The 20,821-nt window shown below is 67.1% G+C and carries 16 protein-coding genes; 10 read left to right on the top strand and 6 right to left on the bottom strand.

The annotated features are described in order from the left end of the window. The 4 genes from AAF184_12985 to AAF184_12970 all read right to left on the bottom strand — a co-directional run. Positions 1-2,787, bottom strand: a 2,787-nt coding sequence (locus AAF184_12985) for a cadherin repeat domain-containing protein (protein ID MEO0423250.1), incomplete at its 3' end; no start/stop codon positions are given. Positions 2,788-2,789: 2 nt separating this feature from the next. Continuing rightward, the gene (locus AAF184_12980) at positions 2,790-4,562 is read right to left on the bottom strand and encodes a cadherin domain-containing protein (protein ID MEO0423249.1); all 1,773 of its coding nucleotides are present in this window, start codon (positions 4,560-4,562) and stop codon (positions 2,790-2,792) included. A 234-nt stretch (positions 4,563-4,796) separates the two neighbouring features. Further along, complete coding sequence (locus AAF184_12975) at positions 4,797-5,663, bottom strand: hypothetical protein (GenBank protein MEO0423248.1); 867 nt, start codon at positions 5,661-5,663, stop codon at positions 4,797-4,799. 340 nt (positions 5,664-6,003) lie between these two features. After that, positions 6,004-7,323 carry an MFS transporter gene (locus AAF184_12970; GenBank protein ID MEO0423247.1) on the bottom strand — a complete coding sequence of 440 codons (1,320 nt, stop codon included), beginning with the start codon at positions 7,321-7,323 and terminating at the stop codon, positions 6,004-6,006. A gap of 296 nt (positions 7,324-7,619) precedes the next feature. On the opposite strand from AAF184_12970, the gene AAF184_12965 reads away from it, so the two are divergent. The 3 genes from AAF184_12965 to lpdA are packed head-to-tail and all read left to right on the top strand — an operon-like array spanning position 7,620 to position 13,197. Then, a complete protein-coding gene (locus AAF184_12965) occupies positions 7,620-10,502 on the top strand; it encodes a 2-oxoglutarate dehydrogenase E1 component (GenBank protein MEO0423246.1) in 2,883 nt (960 codons plus the stop codon). Then, positions 10,495-11,706, top strand: a complete 1,212-nt coding sequence (gene odhB / locus AAF184_12960) for a 2-oxoglutarate dehydrogenase complex dihydrolipoyllysine-residue succinyltransferase (GenBank protein MEO0423245.1) — start codon at positions 10,495-10,497, stop codon at positions 11,704-11,706. Before AAF184_12965 ends, odhB begins: the two co-directional genes overlap by 8 nt. A gap of 60 nt (positions 11,707-11,766) precedes the next feature. Next, positions 11,767-13,197 carry a dihydrolipoyl dehydrogenase gene (gene lpdA, locus AAF184_12955; GenBank protein ID MEO0423244.1) on the top strand — a complete coding sequence of 477 codons (1,431 nt, stop codon included), beginning with the start codon at positions 11,767-11,769 and terminating at the stop codon, positions 13,195-13,197. Positions 13,198-13,215: 18 nt separating this feature from the next. Here the strand turns inward: lpdA and AAF184_12950 are convergent, their stop codons facing one another. Both AAF184_12950 and AAF184_12945 read right to left on the bottom strand, forming a co-directional pair. Then, on the bottom strand, positions 13,216-13,674 hold the full coding sequence (locus tag AAF184_12950; protein ID MEO0423243.1) for a YHS domain-containing (seleno)protein: 459 nt from the start codon (positions 13,672-13,674) through the stop codon (positions 13,216-13,218). An 80-nt stretch (positions 13,675-13,754) separates the two neighbouring features. Then, the gene (locus AAF184_12945; protein ID MEO0423242.1) at positions 13,755-15,926 is read right to left on the bottom strand and encodes a bifunctional (p)ppGpp synthetase/guanosine-3',5'-bis(diphosphate) 3'-pyrophosphohydrolase; all 2,172 of its coding nucleotides are present in this window, start codon (positions 15,924-15,926) and stop codon (positions 13,755-13,757) included. Between the two features lie 244 nt (positions 15,927-16,170). On the opposite strand from AAF184_12945, the gene AAF184_12940 reads away from it, so the two are divergent. Genes AAF184_12940 through tolR form a run of 7 tightly spaced genes read left to right on the top strand, consistent with a single transcriptional unit; the run spans position 16,171 to position 20,805 of the window. Further along, complete coding sequence (locus AAF184_12940; GenBank protein MEO0423241.1) at positions 16,171-16,911, top strand: YebC/PmpR family DNA-binding transcriptional regulator; 741 nt, start codon at positions 16,171-16,173, stop codon at positions 16,909-16,911. Positions 16,912-16,949: 38 nt separating this feature from the next. Further along, positions 16,950-17,546 (top strand): crossover junction endodeoxyribonuclease RuvC, encoded by a 597-nt coding sequence (gene ruvC / locus AAF184_12935; GenBank protein ID MEO0423240.1) that lies wholly within the window; start codon positions 16,950-16,952, stop codon positions 17,544-17,546. After that, positions 17,543-18,136, top strand: a complete 594-nt coding sequence (gene ruvA, locus AAF184_12930) for a Holliday junction branch migration protein RuvA (GenBank protein ID MEO0423239.1) — start codon at positions 17,543-17,545, stop codon at positions 18,134-18,136. The genes ruvC and ruvA overlap by 4 nt, the downstream gene beginning before the upstream one ends. A gap of 40 nt (positions 18,137-18,176) precedes the next feature. Further along, positions 18,177-19,229 carry a Holliday junction branch migration DNA helicase RuvB gene (gene ruvB / locus AAF184_12925; protein ID MEO0423238.1) on the top strand — a complete coding sequence of 351 codons (1,053 nt, stop codon included), beginning with the start codon at positions 18,177-18,179 and terminating at the stop codon, positions 19,227-19,229. Further along, positions 19,222-19,626, top strand: coding sequence for a tol-pal system-associated acyl-CoA thioesterase (gene ybgC, locus AAF184_12920; protein ID MEO0423237.1), 405 nt, complete (start codon positions 19,222-19,224; stop codon positions 19,624-19,626). The genes ruvB and ybgC overlap by 8 nt, the downstream gene beginning before the upstream one ends. Beyond that, on the top strand, positions 19,626-20,345 hold the full coding sequence (gene tolQ, locus AAF184_12915) for a protein TolQ (protein MEO0423236.1): 720 nt from the start codon (positions 19,626-19,628) through the stop codon (positions 20,343-20,345). The genes ybgC and tolQ overlap by 1 nt, the downstream gene beginning before the upstream one ends. Beyond that, positions 20,335-20,805 (top strand): protein TolR, encoded by a 471-nt coding sequence (tolR, locus tag AAF184_12910; protein ID MEO0423235.1) that lies wholly within the window; start codon positions 20,335-20,337, stop codon positions 20,803-20,805. The genes tolQ and tolR overlap by 11 nt, the downstream gene beginning before the upstream one ends. Positions 20,806-20,821 lie beyond the last annotated feature (16 nt).

The raw sequence follows: 20,821 nt of genomic DNA, 5'->3' as shown, positions 1-20,821 counted from the left end.
GTTGGTGCCGTCATCGTCGCTGGCGAAGGCGGTGACGCCCACGGTGTCGCCGGCGGATGCGTTCTCGGCGACGGTGTTGGCGCTGGCGTCGGTGTCGCTCACGGCGGAGACGTCGAACTCGTCGTCGTCCGTGATGGCGATGTCGAAGGTCTGGGTGGAGGTGGAGCCGTCCTCGGACGTCGCCGTGACCTCGATCTGCATCGACTGGGCGGACTCGAAGTCGAGGGCCGCCGGGTCGGCAACGGTCACCACACCGCTGTCGGTGTCGATGGCGAAGGCGTCGTTGGGGTTGCTGCTCAGGGTGTACTCGACGGCATCGTTGGAGCCGTCAGCATCGCTGGCGAAGGCCGTGACGCCCACCGTGTCGCCGATCGCCGCGCCCTCGTTGATCGAGTTCGCATCGCCGTCGCTATCGCTGACCGCGGAGATATCGAACTCGTCGTGATCGGTGATGGCGATGTCGAAGGTCTGGGTGGAGGTGGAGCCGTCGTCGGACGTTGCCGTCACCTCGATCTGCATGCTTTGCGCGGATTCGAAGTCGAGACCGCTCGGATCCGCCACGGTGACGACGCCGCTGTCGGCATCGATGGCGAAGGCATCGTTCGGGTTGGCGCTGAGGGAGTACTCGACGCCGTTGCTGGTGCCGTCGGCATCGCTGGCGAAGGCGGTCACGCCCACCGTGTCGCCGGCGTTGGCGTTCTCCGCGATGGTGTTGGCGGCACCGTCCGTGTCGGTGACGGCGGAGACGTCGAACTCGTCATCGTCGGTGATGGCGATGTCGAAGGTCTGCGTCGAGGTGGAGCCGTCGTCGGACGTTGCCGTGACCTCGATCTGCACGGTCTGAGCTGCTTCGAAGTCGAGACCAGAGGGATCGGCGACGGTGACGACGCCCGAGTCCGCATCGATGGCGAAGGCGTCGTTGGGGTTGTCGCTCAGCGAGTATTCGACGTTGCTGTTGGAGCCGTCGGCATCGCTCGCGAAGGCCGTCACGCCGACCGTATCGCCGACCGCCGCGCTCTCGTTGATCGTGTTGCCAGCACCGTCCGTGTCGGTGACGGCGGAGACATCGAACTCGTTGTCGTCCGTGATCGCGATGTCGAAGGTCTGGGTGGAGGTGGAGCCGTCGTCGGACGTTGCCGTCACCTCGATCTGCATGCTTTGCGCGGATTCGAAGTCGAGGCCGCTCGGGTCCGCTACCGTGACCACGCCGCTATCGGCATCGATGGCGAAGGCGTCGTTGGGGTTGGCACTCAGGGAGTACTCGACGCCGTTGCTGGTGCCGTCGCCGTCACTCGCGAAGGCGGTCACGCCCACGGTGTCGCCCGCGGCGGCGTTTTCGGCCACGCTGTTGGCGTTGCCGTCGCTGTCGCTGACGGCGGAGACGTCGAACTCGTCGTGATCGGTGATCGCGATATCGAAGGTCTGGGCGGAGGTTGATCCATCTTGCGAGGTGGCCGTGACCTCGATCTGCATGGTCTGGGCAGACTCGAAGTCGAGGCCGCTCGGGTCGGCGATCGTGACCACGCCGCTATCCGCGTCGATCGCGAAGGCGCCGTTGGGATTCGCGCTCAGGGAGTACTCGACGCCGCTGGTGGTGCCGTCGCCATCGCTCGCGAAGGCGGTGACGCCGACGGTGTCACCGGCGGATGCGTTCTCAGCGATGGTGTCGGCGCTGGCGTCGATGTCGCTCACGGCGGAGACGTCGAACTCGTCGTCGTCGGTGATGGCGATGTCGAAGGTCTGGGTCGAGGTGGAGCCGTCTTCGGACGTTGCCGTGACCTCGATCTGCATGGTCTGGGCAGACTCGAAGTCGAGGGCGCTCGGGTCCGCCACCGTCACCACGCCGCTATCAGAATCGATAGCAAACGCATCGTTGGAGTTGTTGCTCAGGGAGTACTCGACGCCGTTGCTGGAGCCGTCGCCATCGCTGGCGAAGGCGGTGACGCCCACGGTGTCGCCGGCGGAAGCCCCTTCGTTGACCGTGTCGGCGGCGTTGTCGGTATCGCTCACGGCCGAGACGTCGAACTCGTCGTCGTCGGTGATGGCGATATCGAAGGTCTGGGTCGAGGTGGAACCGTCCTCCGAGGTGGCCGTGACCTCGATCTGCATCGTCTGGGCGGACTCGAAGTCTAGGCCGTCCGGGTCCGCTACCGTCACCACGCCGGTGTCGGCATCTATGGCGAAGGCGTCGTTGGGGTTTTCGCTCAAGGAGTATTCGACACCGCTGGTGGTGCCGTCGCCGTCGCTCGCAAAGGCGGTGACGCCGACGGTGTCGCCAGCGGCGGCGTTCTCTGCCACGGCGTTGGCCGTGCCATCGGTGTCGCCCACGGCGGAGACGTCGAACTCGTCGTCGTCGGTAATCGCGATGTCGAAGGTTTGGGTCGAGGTGGAGCCGTCCTCGGAGGTGGCCGTCACCTCGATCTGCATCGACTGTGCGGACTCGAAGTCGAGGCCGTCCGGGTCCGCCACCGTGACCACGCCGGTGTCGGCGTCGATGGCGAAGGCGTCGTTGGGATTAGTGCTCAGGGAATACTCGACACCGCTGTTGGTGCCGTCTGCGTCGCTGGCGAACGCGGTGACGCCCACGCTGTCGCCCACGGCAGCGCCTTCGTTGATCGTATTCGCCGCGCCATCGTCATCGTTGACCGGCGAGACGTCGAATTCGTCGTCATCGGTGATGGCGATGTCGAAGGTCTGGGTCGAGGTCGAACCGTCCTCTGAGGTCGCCGTGACCTCGATCTGCATCGTCTGGGCGGATTCGAAGTCGAGGCCTTGCGGATCTGCCACCGTCACCACGCCGGTGTCGGCGTCGATCGCGAAGCATCGTTGGGGTTCGTGGTGAGTGAGTACTGGACCGCGCTGGCCGAGCCGTCCACGTCTTCGGCGAAGGCCGTGACGCCCACCGTGTCACCCGCAGCAGCGTTCTCGGCCACCGAGTTGGCGGCGTCGTCGGTGTCGCTCGCCACGGAGACGTCGAACTCGTCCTCGTCGTTGACGGCGATGGTGAAGGCCTGGGTGGAGACGGAACCATCGTCGGAGGTGGCGGTCACTTCGATCCGCATCGCGCGCGCCGACTCGAAGTCGAGGCCCGCCGGATCTGCCACGCTGACCACGCCGCTCTGTGGGTCGATGGCGAAGGCACCGTCCGGGTTGTCGCTGAGGCTGTAGGTCACGCCGTCGACGCCGTCCGCGTCGTCGGCCAGGGCGGTGACGCCCACGAGATCGCCCACCCGGGCTCCCTCGCTGACCTCGTCGGCGCCCAAGTCGGCGTCGCTGGTCGGCGAGATCGAGAATTCGTTGTGGTTGTCGATGGCGATGTCGAAGCGCTGGCTGCTCGAGGAGCCGTCGGCGGAGGTGGCGGTCACCTCGATCTGCATGGACTGGGCGGTTTCGAAGTCGAGGCCGTTCGGATCCGCGACGGTGACTACGCCGGTGGCCGCATCGACGGCGAAGGCGTCGTTGGGATTCGCGCTCAAGCTGAAGCTGACCGCGTTGTCGCTGCCGTCCGCGTCTTCGGCGCTGACGGCGACGCCAACGCGATCGCCGACGCTGGCGTTCTCCGACACGCGCTCGTCGCCGGCGTCCCCGTCGACCACGGGGGATATGTCGAACTCGTCGTGATCCGTGACCCGGATAGCGAAGTTCTGAACACTAAGGGAACCGTTCGCCGACATGACGTTGACGACGATCTCATGGCTGTCCTGGGACTCGAAGTCGAGCAACTCCGGCGCGCGTACGAACACTTCGCCCGTGGCCGGATCGATGGCGAAGCGCCCGTCCGCGTCGTCGGCGAGGGAATAGGTCACCATGGAGCCATCGGTGCTCGCGGCGCTGGCGATCACGCCGACGCGATCGCCCTCGACCGCGTTCTCGCTGACCTCGTCCTCGGCGACGTCGCCGTCGGACATGACCATGCCACCGCCGGCACCTGGGGCAGGGGCGGGGCTGGCTTCCGTCTCGGACGGTTCGCTTTCCTCTGCCGCCACGTCCTGAGCCTCACCCTGGGGAGCGCTCTCGCCAACGGGCGTCGGCTCCACGGGAACGAAGGCCGGAGACGGTTCCTCAGCACCATCCAGTGCGACGACGGGCGGAGGCGTTTGCGGGCCGTCCGCCTCAGCGCGGGCCGTGGTGGGGGGCGGGTTGTCAGACGCGTTGCCGGGGGCGGACGCTACCGCGTTGGCGTCGCTGGTGCTGGCCTCACCCTGCGGGCTGTCCACGGAGTCGAGGTCCCCGCGGCGGGCATCGCCCGTCTGCGTCGCCGCCTCCGTGCTCTCGACGTCGACGGTGCGCGCGCCCACCTGTGCCTGGTCCAGGGGATCGGTGTCGCTGCGCAGATCGCCCGTCGTCTCCGCGCGCGTATCCGTCGCGAAGTCCGGCGAGGCGTAGCCGCCGGCGCGCGGTGCCTGACCGGCCTGCTCCGCGTTGTCGGCGTCGACTTCGAATTCCTCAACATCCTCGCGCCGGCGATCGTCGCTCTGTTGGCCGACATCTCGGTCCAGGGCGGAGTCGATCGTCTTCGGGCCTTGCTTCGGCTGATCTTGCGCGTCGTGCTGGTCGCTCATGTGCTTTCTCGATGCGTCGGGCCACCAAGCGATGGCCGCGTGTCGTGTGGGCGAGCGTCCCCCGCGAGGGCCGATCGCTTCTTCTCAGTGTTCGGCTATCGGGTCGCATCGAGAAAACCCACAGCGCCTCGTTGCATAACGAGGCAAGGTTTTTCGCTTTACAGTGGGATTAAGAGAACTGGACCGAGGTGGGCGCTCAGGGGCCCATCGACCGGTCACGTAGGCCCGTCGGGCTCAGCGGGGGAGGCGTTCGCCCTGGCGGTTGGCGTCGGGGATCACGCCGCTGGGCACGGCGAGCTGTAAGGCGGGGGAGCGGGTGCAGTCGCTTTCCGCAGGCGTGCTGTGGGTCAGCCAGGAGACCGCCGCACGCTGCGGCAGGCGACGCACCACCTGGCCGTCACCGCGGTCCACCCAGACCGTATCGAACAGCCCGTCGGTTCGCAGCAGGCCACGCCACATCACCTGCGGGTCGGCACCGAAACGGGCGTCGTCCAGGCGCACGTAGGTGACCTGGCCGATATGCTCCGGCAATTGTGCCACCACGTGGTCGCCGCCGACGATGGAGAAGAACACCGGTTCGGCCACGTGCTCCATCGTGTAGCTGCCGTCGGCATAGGTGCTGCCCCACGCGACGCGCAGGGGATCACCGCGACGAAGCGCATCGATGAGGTCGCGACGATCGCCACGCTCGGTTACGCCCTGCGCCGTGTTGCGAAAGCGCTCTTCCCAACGCGCTGAACAGGAGACCGGCGCGGGCATCTCGCTGGCCGAGGCAGTGCCAGCGCTCGCGCCATCGCACCAACGGGCGGCGACGCTCCAACGGTGAGCACTACCGGTTTCGAAGATTCCCTCCAGCACCCCATCGCTGCCGAGCTTGCCCGTCCAGCGCGCCGCCTGTGCCCCCTCGGCCAGGGCAACTTCCGCGTTGCCAGGGAGCGGGATTTGGCGGTGGATGTCGTCGAACTGGGCGAACACTTCCCCCTCGAAAACCGTGAGGAAGCTGCCATCGGACCAATGGCTCACATCAATGTGGCCGTCTACGTTCCAGTCGAGCTGCCAGCCGATGCGAACGCGCCCGCCTTGGTTGACGTGCGCAATCAACCGCTCCCGACTACCGGCCAGCACCTGCCCGCCGGCGCTCAACTGCAGAAGGGGACTCTCACAGTGAGCCGCTGAGGCTGGACTAGAGGCCGCTGCCGCCAGCAACACACACAATGAAATCCGCGAATAGCCCATCAATGGCAGAAGTTCGACCGAGTCTACTGAGTGATCAAGGCCGAAATATATCAGTCCGATTCGCGTTTGAGACTGTTTTCCTAGGGAGATAAATCCCAATACAAAGCAGGGCCTAGTCGCAATGCGTCATTCCGAACGGTCGAATGCACATACCAGGGCTCGAATTAACCTATCAAATGGGATAGGTGGCCGTGGCGGCGGATTCTTAGGCTTGAACGTCGCTCAAGGTGGTGGCGAGGGCCGCCCCGATGGCGGTGACCGCGGTGAGGAGCAAGATCTTGCCAACCGCCGCCAGGGGTACGAGCGCGAGCAGCGCGCCCACCGCCAGCAGCGCAATGCCCGTCAGCGTGTTGCCCACCGCCACGTAGTCCGTGCGCCGGTTGCCGCCGGCGAGATCTACCACGTGGGTCTTGCGCCCGAGGCGCACGCCGTCGTGGAGCACGGCGATGGCCAGGAACACCACCGGCAGCAACCAGGGGGAGCTCAGCAACGTCGGGTGTAGCCAAGCCACCGCGCTCGTCGCCCCGCCGACCGCCGCCGCGCCCGACGCCGCCACGATGAGCACGTGCCGACTCGACAGATCTGAGAGGCGTCCCCAGATCGGGCCCGCCACCAACGAGGCCGCCCCTTGGGCGAACAGAAAGTACGCGAGTGTGAGGTCCGTGCGCTCGCGTGCCAGGACCACGACGAAGGGGCCGATGAGCGCGGTGGAGATGAGTAGGAAGCGCACCAGCAGGAAGCGTCGAAACGGTGCGTCTTCCACCACCACACGCATCCGCCGGATCGCTTCGCGCAGTCCGTTGGCACCCCCTTCGGTCGCGCCGGGGTACTCAGGGATCAGGTGGTAGACGGGAATGGCCGCCAGCCACAGGGCGCCGCCGAGCAACAACATGGGGACGTAGGGCATACGCTCGGGGTCTCCGAGCAGCCAGAGGGCGAGGGCCAGCACCAGGGTGCCCGCGCCCGCCACCGCCGAGGCGTAGCCGGACACCCGGCCCCGCCGGCTCTTGGCGACGGTTTTGCCGAGCACGTCTTTGGCCGCCACCGAGCAGATCCCCCGTGACAGGCTGAAGACGGTGACCAAAGCGAGCAGGGCGAGGGCGAAGGCCTGGCCCTCGAGGCCCAGCGCGGCCCCCGCGATCGCGAGCACCGAGGCTCCCTGCAAGCCGGCGCCCACCATCCAGGCGAACTTGCGACGGGGCAGGGTGCGCAGCCAACCCGCTATCGCCAGCTGTGGCAGGAGCGAGCCCGCCTCGCGCAGGGGTACCAGCAGGCCTGCGGCCCATCCGGGGGCACCGAGGGAGGTGAGTAGCCAGGGCAGGGTGGTCTTGGGATTGATGATCGCATCGCCAAACCCGGTCATCGCTTGCGCGGTGGTGTTGGCCAGGAAGGCGCGGGGAACGACCCGGCACGCATCCTCGGAGATGTCGCGGCAGGCGCGGGCGTCCTCCTCGTCAACCAGCGCGGCGTACACCCGTTCCATGGCGGGATCGAAGCGGCGTGGGTGGTCGGCGTTTTCGCTCATCGGGGCGTGCTCTGCGGGCGCGGTTGCGGGCTACGCGGGGCAGTGTAGTCACCGCCCGTCACATCGCTCAGCCGCACCAAGTGCGACCTGCGTCGGTATTCCTGCATAAGCTTCGCCAATGAGAGCACAAAGCGTTTCTTAAGGAGCGTGGGGAGGCTATACTTCTGTCGCCTTGTTGCAGCGCCCCCCGCGGTCGCTTGCAAGAACGCTAGCAGAACCCTTTTCCGACCGACGTCAGGACGTCCACAGCCCCCGCACAACCCGTCGCCTGCGGCGCGCGTGCAACTGGGTGAGCAATGAGCGACAGCCTTCAAAAGCGATACGAGAACAGCCCCCTGTTCGGCGCCAATGCGCCCCTCGTCGAAACTCTCTATGAACAATACCTCGCCGATCCGCAGCAGCTAGATCCTGCCTGGCGAGACTATTTCGCCGGGATTGCCAACGGCGCTAACGGTGAGATCCCCCACGGACCCATTCGCGACGCCCTCGCGGCGCGCGCCCTACAGCCTCAGGTGGGGGCTGGGTCCGCGGCAGGCTCCACGGTCGCTCTCGAAAAGCAGTCGGCTGTGCTGCGCCTGATCTGGGCCTACCGCCTGCACGGGCACAAGCTCGCCAATCTCGATCCCCTGGGATTGCTGGCGGCGGATTCCCCGCAGGATCTCGACCCGGCGTCGCACGGCCTCGGCGAGTCCGATCTCGACACGGAGTTCTTCACCGAGGGCCTGGCGGGCACCACGCGTCTGAAGCTGCGGGAGATCCTGGCCCTGGCGCGGCGCATCTACACCCGCCGCATCGGCATCGAATACGCCCACATCTCCAACGTCGTCGAGCGCCAGTGGCTGCGCGAACACGTGGAGATCAGCACCGTCGAGGCCAAGCTGAGCGCTGAGCGCAAGCGCGATCTACTCGCTCAGCTGACGGCAGCCGAAGGCATCGAGCGCTACCTCCACACCCGCTACGTGGGCCAGAAGCGCTTCTCCCTCGAGGGCGGCGAGTCCCTGATCCCGCTGCTCCACAGCCTGATCGGTCAGGCCGGCGACAGCGGCATCCGCGAGCTCGTCATCGGCATGGCCCACCGCGGCCGCATCAACGTGCTGGTCAACGTCCTCGGCAAGCCGCCGGCGGAGCTGTTCAGCGAGTTCGAGGGCCTGTATCAGGCGGGCAGTCAGCTCGGTACGGGCGATGTGAAGTACCACCTCGGGTTCTCCACCGACATTCCGGTCGGGGACGAGCATATGCATGTGGTGCTGGCCTTCAACCCCTCTCACCTGGAGATCGTCAATCCGGTGGTGGCGGGCTCCGTCCGTGCGCGCCAGGACCGGCGCAAGGACAGCGAGGGCCAGGCCGTCCTGCCCGTGTTGATACACGGCGATGCCGCGTTCTCCGGCCAGGGCGTGGTCATGGAGACCTTGCAGATGTCGCGCACCCCGGGCTTCCAGGTCGGCGGCACGGTGCACGTGATCTGCAACAACCAGATCGGCTTCACCACCAGCAACCCGGCGGATGCGCGCTCCACGCCCTACGCCAGCGACGTGGCCAAGATGCTCGAAGCGCCAGTGTTCCACGTCAATGGCAACGATCCCGAAGCCGTGCACCTGGTCACCCAAATGGCCTTCGACTACCGCAAGCGCTTCGGCCGCGATGCGGTGATCGATCTGGTCTGCTACCGCCGCCACGGTCACAACGAGGCGGACGAGCCGTCCGCCACGCAGCCGGTCATGTACCGCGCCATCCGCGATCTCAAGCCCGTGCGTCGCATGTACGCCGAGCAGCTGATGGAAGAGGGCGTGGTCGACCAGGACTTCGTGCGCGACCAGGTGGACGAGTACCGCCAGGCCCTCGACGATGGGCGCATCGCCCTGATCTCGCCGCGGGAGATGGTCGGCAACGAACACACGGTGGACTGGTCCCCGTACTTCGCCAAGGGCGGTCAGGAGGAGACCGCTGAGGTGCAGCGCGGCGCCCAGACCGACGCCGAGGCTGAGCGTCTGCAGGCCCTCGGCACGCAGATGCTGAGCGTGCCGGAGCACATCAAACTGCACCCGCGTGTGCAGCGCGTGTACGACGACCGGCGCAAGATGCTGGCCGGCGATCACCCGCTCGACTGGGGTTTCTGCGAGACCCTGGCCTACGCCACCCTGCTCAACGAAGGCTACGACGTGCGTTTGGTGGGCCAGGACAGCGGTCGCGGCACCTTCTTCCACCGCCACGCCGTGCTCCACCATCAGGCCGACAACGAGCTGCACGTACCGCTGCAACACCTGGACGGACCGAACAGCACCTTCGAGGTCTACGATTCGCTCCTGTCCGAGGAGGCGGTCCTCGGTTTCGAGTACGGCTACTCCACCACCGACCCCAACACCCTGGTCATCTGGGAAGCCCAGTTCGGCGACTTCGCCAACGGCGCCCAGGTGGTGATCGATCAGTTCATCAGCTCCGGCGAAGCGAAGTGGAACCGCCTCTGTGGCTTGGCGCTGTTCCTGCCCCACGGCCACGAAGGGCAGGGCCCCGAGCACTCCTCGGCTCGCCTCGAGCGCTTCATGCAGCTGTGCGCCCAGGGCAACATGCAGGTGTGCGTACCGTCCACGCCGGCCCAGATGTTCCACATGTTGCGCCGGCAGATGCGCCAGCCCATGCGCCGCCCGCTGGTGGTCATGACGCCGAAGAGCCTGCTTCGCCATCCGCTCTCCGTTTCGGCCCTCGACGAGCTCTCATCCGGCCGCTTCGAGTTGATGATCGACGAGACTGAATTGGGCGAGCGCGAGCGCGTGCGCCGGGTGGTCATGTGCAGCGGCAAGGTGTACTACGACCTGCTCAAGTCCCGTCAGGAGATGGAGCTCGGCGACGTGGCACTGGTGCGCCTGGAGCAGCTCTACCCCTTCCCGGATCCGGAACTCAACGCGTTGCTCGCCAGCTACCCGAACGCGAAGGAACTGGTGTGGTGCCAGGAGGAGCCCCGCAACCAGGGTGCCTTCTACCAGATTCGCCATCGCTTGCAGCGCGCTATCCAAGGGCGTGACATCACGCTTACCTACGCTGGCCGTGCACCCATGGCTGCCCCGGCCGTTGGCTACTACCGTCGCCCCGTCGACGAGCAGACCTCCCTGGTCTCCGCCGCGCTTGGCGCGTCGCCCACTGAACACGTAGATCGCAGGAAAGAAGGAAACGAACGTGATTGAGGTAAAGGTCCCACAGTTGCCCGAGTCGGTGACCGACGCCGTGCTGATCGCTTGGCACAAGGCGCCCGGCGATGCCGTGTCACGTGACGAAAACCTGGTGGACCTGGAGACCGACAAGGTCGTGCTGGAGGTGCCGGCCCCGGCCAGCGGTAAGCTGGTAGAGTTGAAGGTGGAGGACGGTGCCACGGTGACCAGCGGCGAGATCCTCGCGGTGCTGGATGAGACCGCGACGGCAGAAGCGGCGCCCGCCGCTGCGCCAGCACCTGCCGCCGCGGCGGCACCGGCGCCAGCGGCGGAAGAGGCGGCTGCCCCGTCCGAGGCGCCTCGCATGGGGCCCGCTGCCCGCCGTCTCGCAGGCGAGCACGGCGTGGATCCCCAGTCCGTACCGGCGAGCGGTCGGGCGGGCCGGGTGACCAAGGGCGACGTGCAGGCCTTCATCACCTCGGGCAGCTCCGGGCCGGCCAACGACGCTTCACCCGCCGTGGATCTGCCAGCGCCCGGGTCGCGCGCCGAGCGCCGGGTGCCGATGACGCGCCTGCGCACGCGCATCGCCGAGCGCATGGTCGAGGCGCAGCAGACGGCCGCCATCCTCACTTCCTTCAACGAGGTGGATCTGACGGAGGTGATGGCCTTACGCAAGCGTTACAAAGAGAGCTTTGAAAAGGCTCATGGCGTGCGCTTGGGCTTCATGTCGTTCTTTGTCAAGGCAGCTGTGGAAGCGCTGCGCCGCTACCCCGTGGTGAACGCCTCGGTGGAGGGCGGGGACATCGTCTTCCACGAGTACCAGGACATCGGCGTGGCCGTGTCCACGGAGCGCGGTCTGGTAGTGCCCGTCCTGCGCGAAGCCGGCCAAATGGCTTTCTCTCAGATCGAGCAGGGCGTGGTGGACTACGCCACTCGCGCGCGGGAGGGCGCCATCACCCTCGAGGAACTCACCGGCGGTACCTTCACGATCACCAACGGCGGCGTGTTCGGCTCGCTCATGTCGACGCCGATCCTGAACCCGCCGCAGAGCGCGATTCTCGGCATGCACAAGATCCAGGAGCGTCCCATGGTGGTGGACGGCCAGGTGGTGCCGCGGCCGATGATGTACATCGCGCTCTCCTACGACCACCGCATCATTGACGGACGCGAGGCCGTGCTGTTCCTCGTGGCCGTCAAAGAGATGTTGGAGGACCCGGCGCGCCTGATGCTGCAAGTCTGATCGGCTTGTGAACTAAGGTTCGGGATCCCCACCTACGCCTCACGGCTTAAGGAGATACGCGTGAGCAACAGCTACGACGTCGTCGTCATCGGCGGCGGTCCGGCGGGGTACGTCGCCGCCATCCGCGCTGCCCAGAACGGACTGAAGACCGCCTGCATCGACGCCTGGAAGAACTACGACGGCACCTACGCCTTCGGCGGCACCTGCCTGAACGCGGGGTGTATTCCCTCCAAGGCGCTGCTCGAGTCCTCCGAGCTCTACCACCGCACCCACGGCGAGTTCGCCCAGCACGGGATCCAGCTCGAGGGCGTGTCCTTCGATCTCGGCACCATGCAAACCCGTAAGGCGGGCATCACCAAGCAGCTCACGGGCGGTATCGAGGCCTTGTTCAAGGCCAACGGCGTGACCGGGCTCAAGGGCCATGGCCGCTTCCTCGGCCAGGGTAAGGTGGAGTTCACCGCCCACGACGGGCAGCCGGAGGTGCTGGAGAGCAAGACGGTGATCCTGGCCTCGGGCTCATCGCCGGTGGAGCTCAAGCAGGTGCCCTTCGACGGTGAGGACATTGTCGACTCCTGGGGCGCCCTCGAATTCGACGCCGTGCCCAAGCGCCTCGGTATCGTCGGCGGCGGGGTGATCGGCCTGGAACTCGGCAGTGTGTGGCGCCGCCTGGGCTCGGAGGTGACCGTGCTCGAGGCGATGCCGGACTTCCTGGCGACGGCCGATCGTGCCGTGGCCAAGGAGGCCCAACGCCACTTCAAGAAGCTCGGCCTCGACATTCGCCTCGGCGCCCGCGTGCAGGGTGCGGAGAAGACGGCCGACGGCATTAAGCTCGCTTACGAAGATGCCAAGGGCACGCAGTCGATCGATGTGGACAAGGTGGTCGTGGCCGTGGGCCGCCGCCCGTACACGGACGAGCTGTTCGGTGCCGATGCCGGCATCAAGATGGACGAGCGCGGCTTCATCCTGGTCGACGACGAGTGCCGCACCAACGTGCCCAACGTCTGGGCCGTGGGCGATTGCGTGCGCGGGCCGATGCTGGCGCACAAGGCTTCCGAAGAGGGCGTGATGGTCGCCGACCTCATCGCCGGCAAGTACGGCGAGGTCAACTACAACGTCATCCCCTCGGTGATCTACACGGCGCCGGAGATCGCCTGGGTCGGCCAGACCGAGGAGCAGGTGAAGGCCTCGGGCAAGGCTTACAAGACCGGTAGCTTCAGCTTCGCCGCCAACGGGCGCGCCAAGGCGCTGGAAGCGGCGGCGGGCTTCGTCAAGATCATCTCAGCGGAAGAGGATGATGAGATCCTCGGCGTGCACATCGTCGGCCCCATGGCGGGCGAGCTGATCAGCGAGTCCGTGTTGGCGATGGAGTTCTCGGCCAGCACCGAGGACATCCAGCGCACGATCCACTCGCACCCGTCCTTGTCCGAGGCGGTGCACGAGGCGTCGCTGGCCGTGGACAAGCGGGCGCTCCACGGCATCAATCGCAAGTAGGCGGGCGCAAGTCCTGACCTAGGGCGCGTCAGTCCACTGCTGATTGGCGCGCCGGATAAACCCTCCCGAGCGCTGTTCCCAGCGCTCGTGTATGCGGCGGTTGTAGTTGATGTACAAACGCCCATCGATCACGGCAAAAACCTTCGGGTCTCCGCGCCGCAACTTGCCCACCGCCACGCCCAGGGCGCAGTAGCCACCGTACTGGGGCGCGTAGCGTTGCGGGGCTGCCAGGAACGCATCGAGGTTCGCCGCCGAGGCGAAGTGCCAGCGCACCCCGTCCCAGGTGGTCTCGTGCTTGGCCTTGCCGCGAACGGCCCGCCCCTCGGTGAAGTAGGCCACCGCATCGTAGCCCTCCAGGGCGACGCCGCTGGGCGCGTGATAGGCCTGCGAGGCCGCTGTCGCGGTGGCGGGCGCCATCAGCTGCAGGGTGGCGACGCAGAGGGCGCCTAACCATCCACGGGTAGGGGTCATGACCATGGCGGGCTCCAGCCTGGGGGGTTCATGATGGACACAACGAGCGTGGCCGCTCGCGGTTGACGTGCGTGCTGGCGCGCTGCTCAGCGCACGCGGCGCACGTCGTGGACGCCACGCACCGACGACAGGCGGTGCAAAACGCGGCTGAGCTCGGAGAGCCCGGTGATCTCCACCGTTAGGTTGAATACCGCGCTGCCCGTGGTGCGGTCGGTGACCGTCTGGGTGGCGGTGATGTTCACGTTGGCGCTGGCGAAGGCGCCCGACAGCTCCTGCAGTAGGCCGCGGCGATCGGCAGCCTCGATGCGAATGTCCGCGGTGAAGGTGTGGCTCGCATCGGCGTGCCAATCCACATCGACCACCCGTTCGGGCTGCGTCTCCATCAGCTTGCGCAGGTTCGGGCAATCCGCGCGGTGCACGCTGATGCCTCGGCCCTGGCTGATGAAGCCCAGGATGGGGTCGGGCGGCAGGGGTTTGCAGCACTGGGCGAAGTTGTGCAGCAAGTCGTCCACGCCGCCCACCTCGATGGCCGAGCGCTGCGGCATGCGCCGCGGACGCCGCCGCGCCACGGGCAACAGCTGAGGCTCCACCTGGGGCGAGGTGAGCTTCTGCACGGCCACGTCGATGTCCGCGAGCGTGATATCGCCGGCGCCCACGGCCGCGTAGAGGGAGTTGGCGCTGTCCAGGCGCAGGTGGCGAACCACGGCGCTCACGAGGGACATCTCGCACCCGAGGCGCTGGAGCTCGCGCTCGACCATGCTTTGGCCCTGCTCGACGTTGCCCTCGCCAGCCTCGCGGCGGAACCACAGGCGTACCTTGGCCCGCGCGCGGGTGGAGGCCAGGAAGCCGAGCTGGGGAATCAGCCAGTCGCGCGACGGACTGGCTTCCTTGGCGGTGACGATCTCCACCTGGTCGCCGCTCGCGAGCTTGTGGTTGAGGGACACCTGCCGTCCGTTGACCCGCGCTCCACGGCAGCGATGACCGAGTTCCGTGTGCACGTGGTAAGCGAAATCCAGGGGCGTGGCCTCGCTCGGCAAGTCCACTACGTCCCCACGCGGGGTGAGCACGTACACCCGCTCGTCGAGGATCTCCGTGCGCACCCGATCGAGGAAGTCGAGATCCGGATCGTCCTCGTCCGGGTCCAGCAGGCGTCGCAGCCAGCTGATCTTGTTGCGGTAGGCGCTGTCATCGTCGCCGCCTTCCTTGTAGCGCCAGTGCGCAGCGACCCCGAGCTCCGCGTGACGGTGCATCTCGTGCGTGCGGATCTGCACCTCGAGGGTCTTGCCCTCGGGGCCGATCACGGCGGTGTGCAGCGATTGGTAATTGTTTTCCTTAGGTGCTGCGATGTAGTCGTCGAACTCACCCGGCAGGTAGCGCCACATGCCGTGCACGATGCCGAGGGTGGCGTAGCACTCGGTCTGCGAGCTCACCAGCACGCGGACGGCGCGCACGTCGAAGATGTGTTCGAAGTCCAGGCCCTTGCGCAGCATCTTGTTCCAGATGCTGTAGATGTGCTTCGGGCGGCCAGCGATCTGGCAATCGATGCCAGCCTCCTCGAGGCGTCCGCCCAGCACCTCCACCACGTTGGAGATGTACTCCTCGCGATCGGCGCGTCGCTCACGCAGCCAGCGTGCGATCTGCTTGTAGGTGTCCGGCTCGAGGTAGCGGAAGGAGAGGTCGTCCATCTCCCACTTGAACTGCCAGATGCCGAGGCGGCTGGCGAGGGGAGCGTAGATCTCGCGGGTCTCCGTCGCGCAGCGCACCTGTTCGTCGGCCGGAGCACCCTTCAGGCAGCGCAGGCGATGGAGTTGCTCGGCGAGGAGCACCAGCACCAGGCGGACGTCGTCCACGATCGCCAGCAGCATCTTGCGCAGGGATTCCGCCTGGTCCGCGCCCAGGGCCTGGCCTGGGGACCACTCGGGGGGCAGGACGAAACGCCCGGCGCGCTCCAACTCACCGACCATCTGGGCGACGGACGTGCCGAACTGCTCCTCAATACCGGCATTGCTGCACAGGCCCGCCTCGCGCAGGGGGCGGATCATCGTGGCGAGCTCGATCTCTTCCGCCACGCCGAGCTGGCCGACGATTTCGGACACGGCGTCGGCCCGCGCGCAGCGCTCGCGCAGATCGTCCAGGAAGCCGTCCGTGGTCAGGGTCTGCTCCGCGTCGGCCAGCACCTCGGCGGTCCACGCGACAACGCGGCTGCGCGACGCGGTGCCGGGCCCGTTGCTGTCGTCTGGACGAGTGATCGTGACCAAGGAGGACGCTCTCGCGGTGAGCTCAAGTTCTCAGGGGCAGGAAAACCCCAGGGGGTGCGAATAATACGCCAGCGCAGGCCGCCAAGGCCAAGGCTCGGTGCCGCGCAATCGATTATCCGGGGCGTCGTGCGGACGGCTCGCGAGACTCCGCCGGTGTGCACTACAATGGCGAAATCATGAACTTTTTCAGGGCGCCCGCAACGGTCGCGGAGCCCGTGAGTGCCAACGGCACGAGAGGAGCGAAATGGCGGGTCACAGTAAGTGGGCCAACATTCAGCACCGAAAGGGTGCACAGGATAAGAAGCGCGGCAAATTGTTCACGAAGCTTGCGCGCGAGATCACCGTGTCGGCGAAGCTCGGCGGCGGCGATCCGATGTCCAATCCGCGCTTGCGCCTGGCCATCGACAAGGCCCGTGCGCAGAGCATGCCCAAGGACAACATCGAGCGAGCCATCAAGCGCGGCAGCGGCGGCGCCGAGGGCAACCTCGATGAGATTCGCTACGAGGGCTACGGTCCCGGTGGTGTTGCCGTGATGGTCGATTGCATGACCGACAACCGCAATCGCACCGTGGCCGAGGTGCGCCACGCCTTCTCCAAGTTCGGCGGCAATCTCGGCGCGGACGGCTCCGTGGCCTACCTGTTCAACCACTGCGGCGTGCTCAGTTACCCCTCAGGGGCCGATGAAGATACGGTCACAGAAGCGGCGCTGGAGGCGGAGGCGGAGGACGTGGTCACCCACGACGACGGCTCCATCGACGTCCTCACCGACCCAAACGAGTTCGAGCGGGTGAACGAGGCCATGAACGCGGCCGGCCTCGCGCCGGAGAACGCGGAGGTCACCATGCGCGCCTCGACCAGCGCGACGCTGGGTGAAGGGGACGCGGGCACGATGATCAAGCTGCTCGATGCCCTGGAAGATCTGGACGACGTTCAGAACGTCTATTCGAACGCGGATATCCCTGACGAGATCCTGGAGAAACTCTGAGCGAGCTGCGCGATAAGTCGACCGCGACCACGCCACGCGTGCGTATCCTGGGCATCGACCCAGGCTCACGCGTCACCGGCTACGGCATCGTCGATGCCCTGCCCAACAGCGATCCGATCCATGTGGCGAACGGATGCATTCGCGTCGGTGACGGCGAATTCTCCAGTCGCCTCCACGGCATCTACACGGCGGTCGCCGAACTCGTCGCGCGTTTCCAACCCACCGAAGTGGCCATCGAACGGGTGTTCGTCTCGCGCAACGTGGACAGTGCCCTGAAGCTGGGCCAGGCCCGCGGCGCGGCGCTCTGCGCCACCTTCGTTGGCGAGGCGGTGCCGGCGGTGTACGAGTACAGCGCGCGGGAGATCAAGCAAGCGGTGGCCGGACGCGGCGGGGCGGAGAAGACCCAGGTGCAGGCGATGGTTCGCCTGCTCCTCGACGAGGAGGGTCCGTTGCAAGCGGATGCCGCCGACGCGCTGGCCGCGGCGCTCTGCCGCGCCTACGTGCGCCGTACGGAGCAACGGCTCGGGGTGGCGGTGGAGTCCACCACCGGCGCTCGCGCAGCGTCACGCAGCGAGACCCAGGCGTTGCTGCGCGAGGCCTGGGCCAGCCGCGGACGCCGGGGGCGGCGGCGATGATCGGATTCCTGCGCGGCCGCCTGGCCGAGAAACGGCCCCCGGCCCTGGTGATCGACGTCGGCGGCGTTGGCTACGAAGTGGAGGCCCCCATGTCGACCTGCGCCGAGCTGCCGGCCACGGGCGAGGCCATCCACCTGCTGACGCACCTGGTGGTGCGCGACGACGCCCACGTGTTGTTCGGCTTCGCCACGGAGGCGGAGCGTGGCTTGTTTCGCGAGCTGATTCGCGTCTCCAAGGTGGGGCCGAAGGTGGCCCTCGGCATCCTCTCCGGCATCAGCGTGAGCGATTTCGCTAGGTGCGTGGAGGAGGGGGACACCAGTCGCCTAACCCGCCTGCCAGGCATCGGCAAGAAGACGGCCGAGCGTCTCGTGGTAGAGATGCGCGATCGCCTGCAAGGCGAAGCCGCCAGTAGCAGCTTCGGTGTCAACCTCGCCGGCCGTGAAGCGTTGCCCGCAGATGGCCGCCGCGAGGCCTTCGAGGCCTTGCTCGCCCTCGGCTACAAGAACGCTGAGGCATCGCGGATGCTGAAGGACCTGGACGTAGACGGTCTGGATACGGCGCAGATCGTGCGCCTGGCCCTGCGCGGCTGAGGCGCACGACGCGCGACCGCCCAATCAAGGAGGAGCTCCGATGGAGGAAGACGAGCGGGTCATCGGCGCCGGCGCGCGCGCGGAGGAGGACGCCTACGAGCGCGCCATTCGGCCGCGCCGCTTCGACGACTTCGTGGGCCAACCACGCTTGCGTCGCCAGCTGGATATCTTCGTGCAGGCGGCCCGCGGGCGCGGCGAGGCCCTGGACCACGTGCTGCTCTTCGGCCCCCCGGGCCTCGGCAAGACCACCCTCGCCAACATTCTCGCCACCGAGCTGGGCGTGAACCTGCGCCAGACCTCGGGTCCCGTGCTCGAGCGCGCCGGCGATCTCGCCGCCCTGCTCACCAACCTCGAGGCCCACGACGTGCTCTTCGTGGACGAGATCCATCGCCTGAGCCCGGTGGTGGAGGAGGTGCTCTACCCCGCGATGGAGGACTACCAGATCGATATCGTGATCGGCGAGGGGCCGGGGGCGCGTGCGATCAAGCTCGATCTGCCCCCCTTCACTCTGGTCGGTGCCACCACCCGTGCCGGTCTCCTAACGTCGCCGTTGCGCGACCGCTTCGGGATCATGGAACGACTGGAGTTCTACGGGGTCGATGACTTGACGAGTATCGTCTCGCGTGCGGCGCGGATACTCGATGTGGCGATCGACGGTCCGGGCGCGCGGCAGATTGCGGCCCGCTCGCGGGGCACGCCGCGCATCGCCAACCGCCTGCTCAAGCGCGTGCGCGACTTCGCGCAGGTGTGTGCGAGCGGGCAGATTGACGACGCCGTGGCCCAGGAGGCCCTCGGCATGCTGGAGGTGGATCAGCGCGGCTTCGATGTGATGGACCGGCGCCTGCTCAGCATCATCGTGGAGAACTTCGACGGCGGGCCCGTCGGCGTCGACAGCCTCTCCGCCGCCCTCGGCGAGGAGCGGGGCACGATCGAAGACGTGCTGGAGCCGTACCTGATCCAGCAGGGCTACCTGATGCGCACGGCGCGCGGGCGCGTCGCCACGCGCAAGGCGTGGGAGGTGCTCGGCCGCGCCGCACCCCCTGGCAGCGGCACGCCGCCGTCGGACCTGTTCGAGGGCACGATTGATGAGTGATGTGTTCGCCTGGCCCGTGCGCGTGTACTACGAGGACACGGACGTGGGCGGCGTCGTCTACTACGCCAACTACCTGCGCTTCATGGAGCGGGCGCGCACGGAGTACCTGCGCGCCAAGGGCTTCGAGCAGGACACGCTGATGGCCCGGGAAGGGGTGATCTTCGTCGTCGTGCAAGCGGAAGTGACCTTTCGCAAGCCCGCGCGTTTCAATGACATGCTGGCCGTGACGGTCAGCATCGACGACAGCACGCGCACGAGCGTCCGCTTCGGCCAGAACGTCTATCGCGACAGCGTCGACGGCGAGCTGCTGGTGGAGGGCTCGATCCGCGGCGCCTGCCTGGACGTCAACACCTTTCGCCCCCGTGCCATCCCCACGGCCATCGTAGAGAAGACTTGATGCCCGAATTGCTCTCTCAGGATCTCACCTTCATCCAGCTGATCATGCAGGCCAGCCTGGCCGTGAAGCTCGTGATGCTACTGCTGGTGATCGCCTCGCTCATGTCGTGGTCGATCATCTTCAACCGCTGGCGCGTGATCGGTCGTGCGCGCGCCCACACGGAGGAGTTCGAGAACCAGTTCTGGTCCGGCGGTGATCTCAACGTGCTGTACAAGCGCCTGCAGGATACAAGCAACGGGCGCGAAGGCGTCGGCAGCATCTTCCAAGCGGGCTACCGCGAGTTCGGGCGCTTGCGCGGCGATCGCACCTTAGGCGGCGATAAGCTGCTCGAGAACGCGCGGCGCTCCATGCGGGTGTATCAGAACAAGGAGCTCGATCGCCTCGAGACCAATCTGTCGACCCTGGCCACGATCGGGTCGACCAGCCCCTACGTGGGCTTGTTCGGCACCGTGTGGGGAATCATGAACGCCTTCCGTGAGCTCGGCGATGCGGGGCAGGCGACCCTCGCCACCGTGGCGCCAGGCATCGCCGAGGCCCTCGTGGCCACGGCCATGGGGCTGTTCGCCGCCATCCCCGCCGTGATCGCCTACAACCGCTACGCCGATCAGGTCGATCGTCTGGAGACGCGCTTCGAGGCCTTCGTCGAGGAGTTCTCCAACATCCTCCAGCGCCACGCGGCCACCGCGGGCGGTAAGGGAAGCGCCAACGGTGGGCCGTAGATCGCGCGGGCGCCGACTCCTCGGTGAGATCAATGTGGTGCCCTACATCGATGTGATGCTCGTGCTGCTGGTGATCTTCATGGTCACCGCGCCGCTGCTCACCCAGGGCATCGAGGTGGATCTGCCGAAGGCGGCGGCCGAACCCCTGGACAGCGAGGACTTCGACAACCAGGAGCCGTTGGTGCTCTCCATCGATCGCGATGGCCTCATCTACCTCAACGTGGGGGAGAACGAGGATGCGGCGGTCGACGAGGCGACGGCCCTGTTTCGCGCCAGCGCGGTCCTGAAGCGCCGGCCGGAAACTCCCGTGCTGGTGCGCGCGGATCAGGCGGTGCCCTACGGCAACGTCGTGCGCGGCATGGTCCTGCTGCAGCAGGCGGGGGCGGCCAAGATCGGCTTCGTGACCGATGCGCCCCAGTCGCCCTTGCCGCCGCCAGCCGACCCTAACGCGGGATCCTGATCGTTTCCCGTCGTAC

The sequence above is a fragment of the Pseudomonadota bacterium genome, assembly GCA_039815145.1.
GTDB lineage: Bacteria > Pseudomonadota > Gammaproteobacteria > Steroidobacterales > JBCBZW01 > JBCBZW01.
This window is presented reverse-complemented; position numbering and strand designations above follow the sequence as displayed.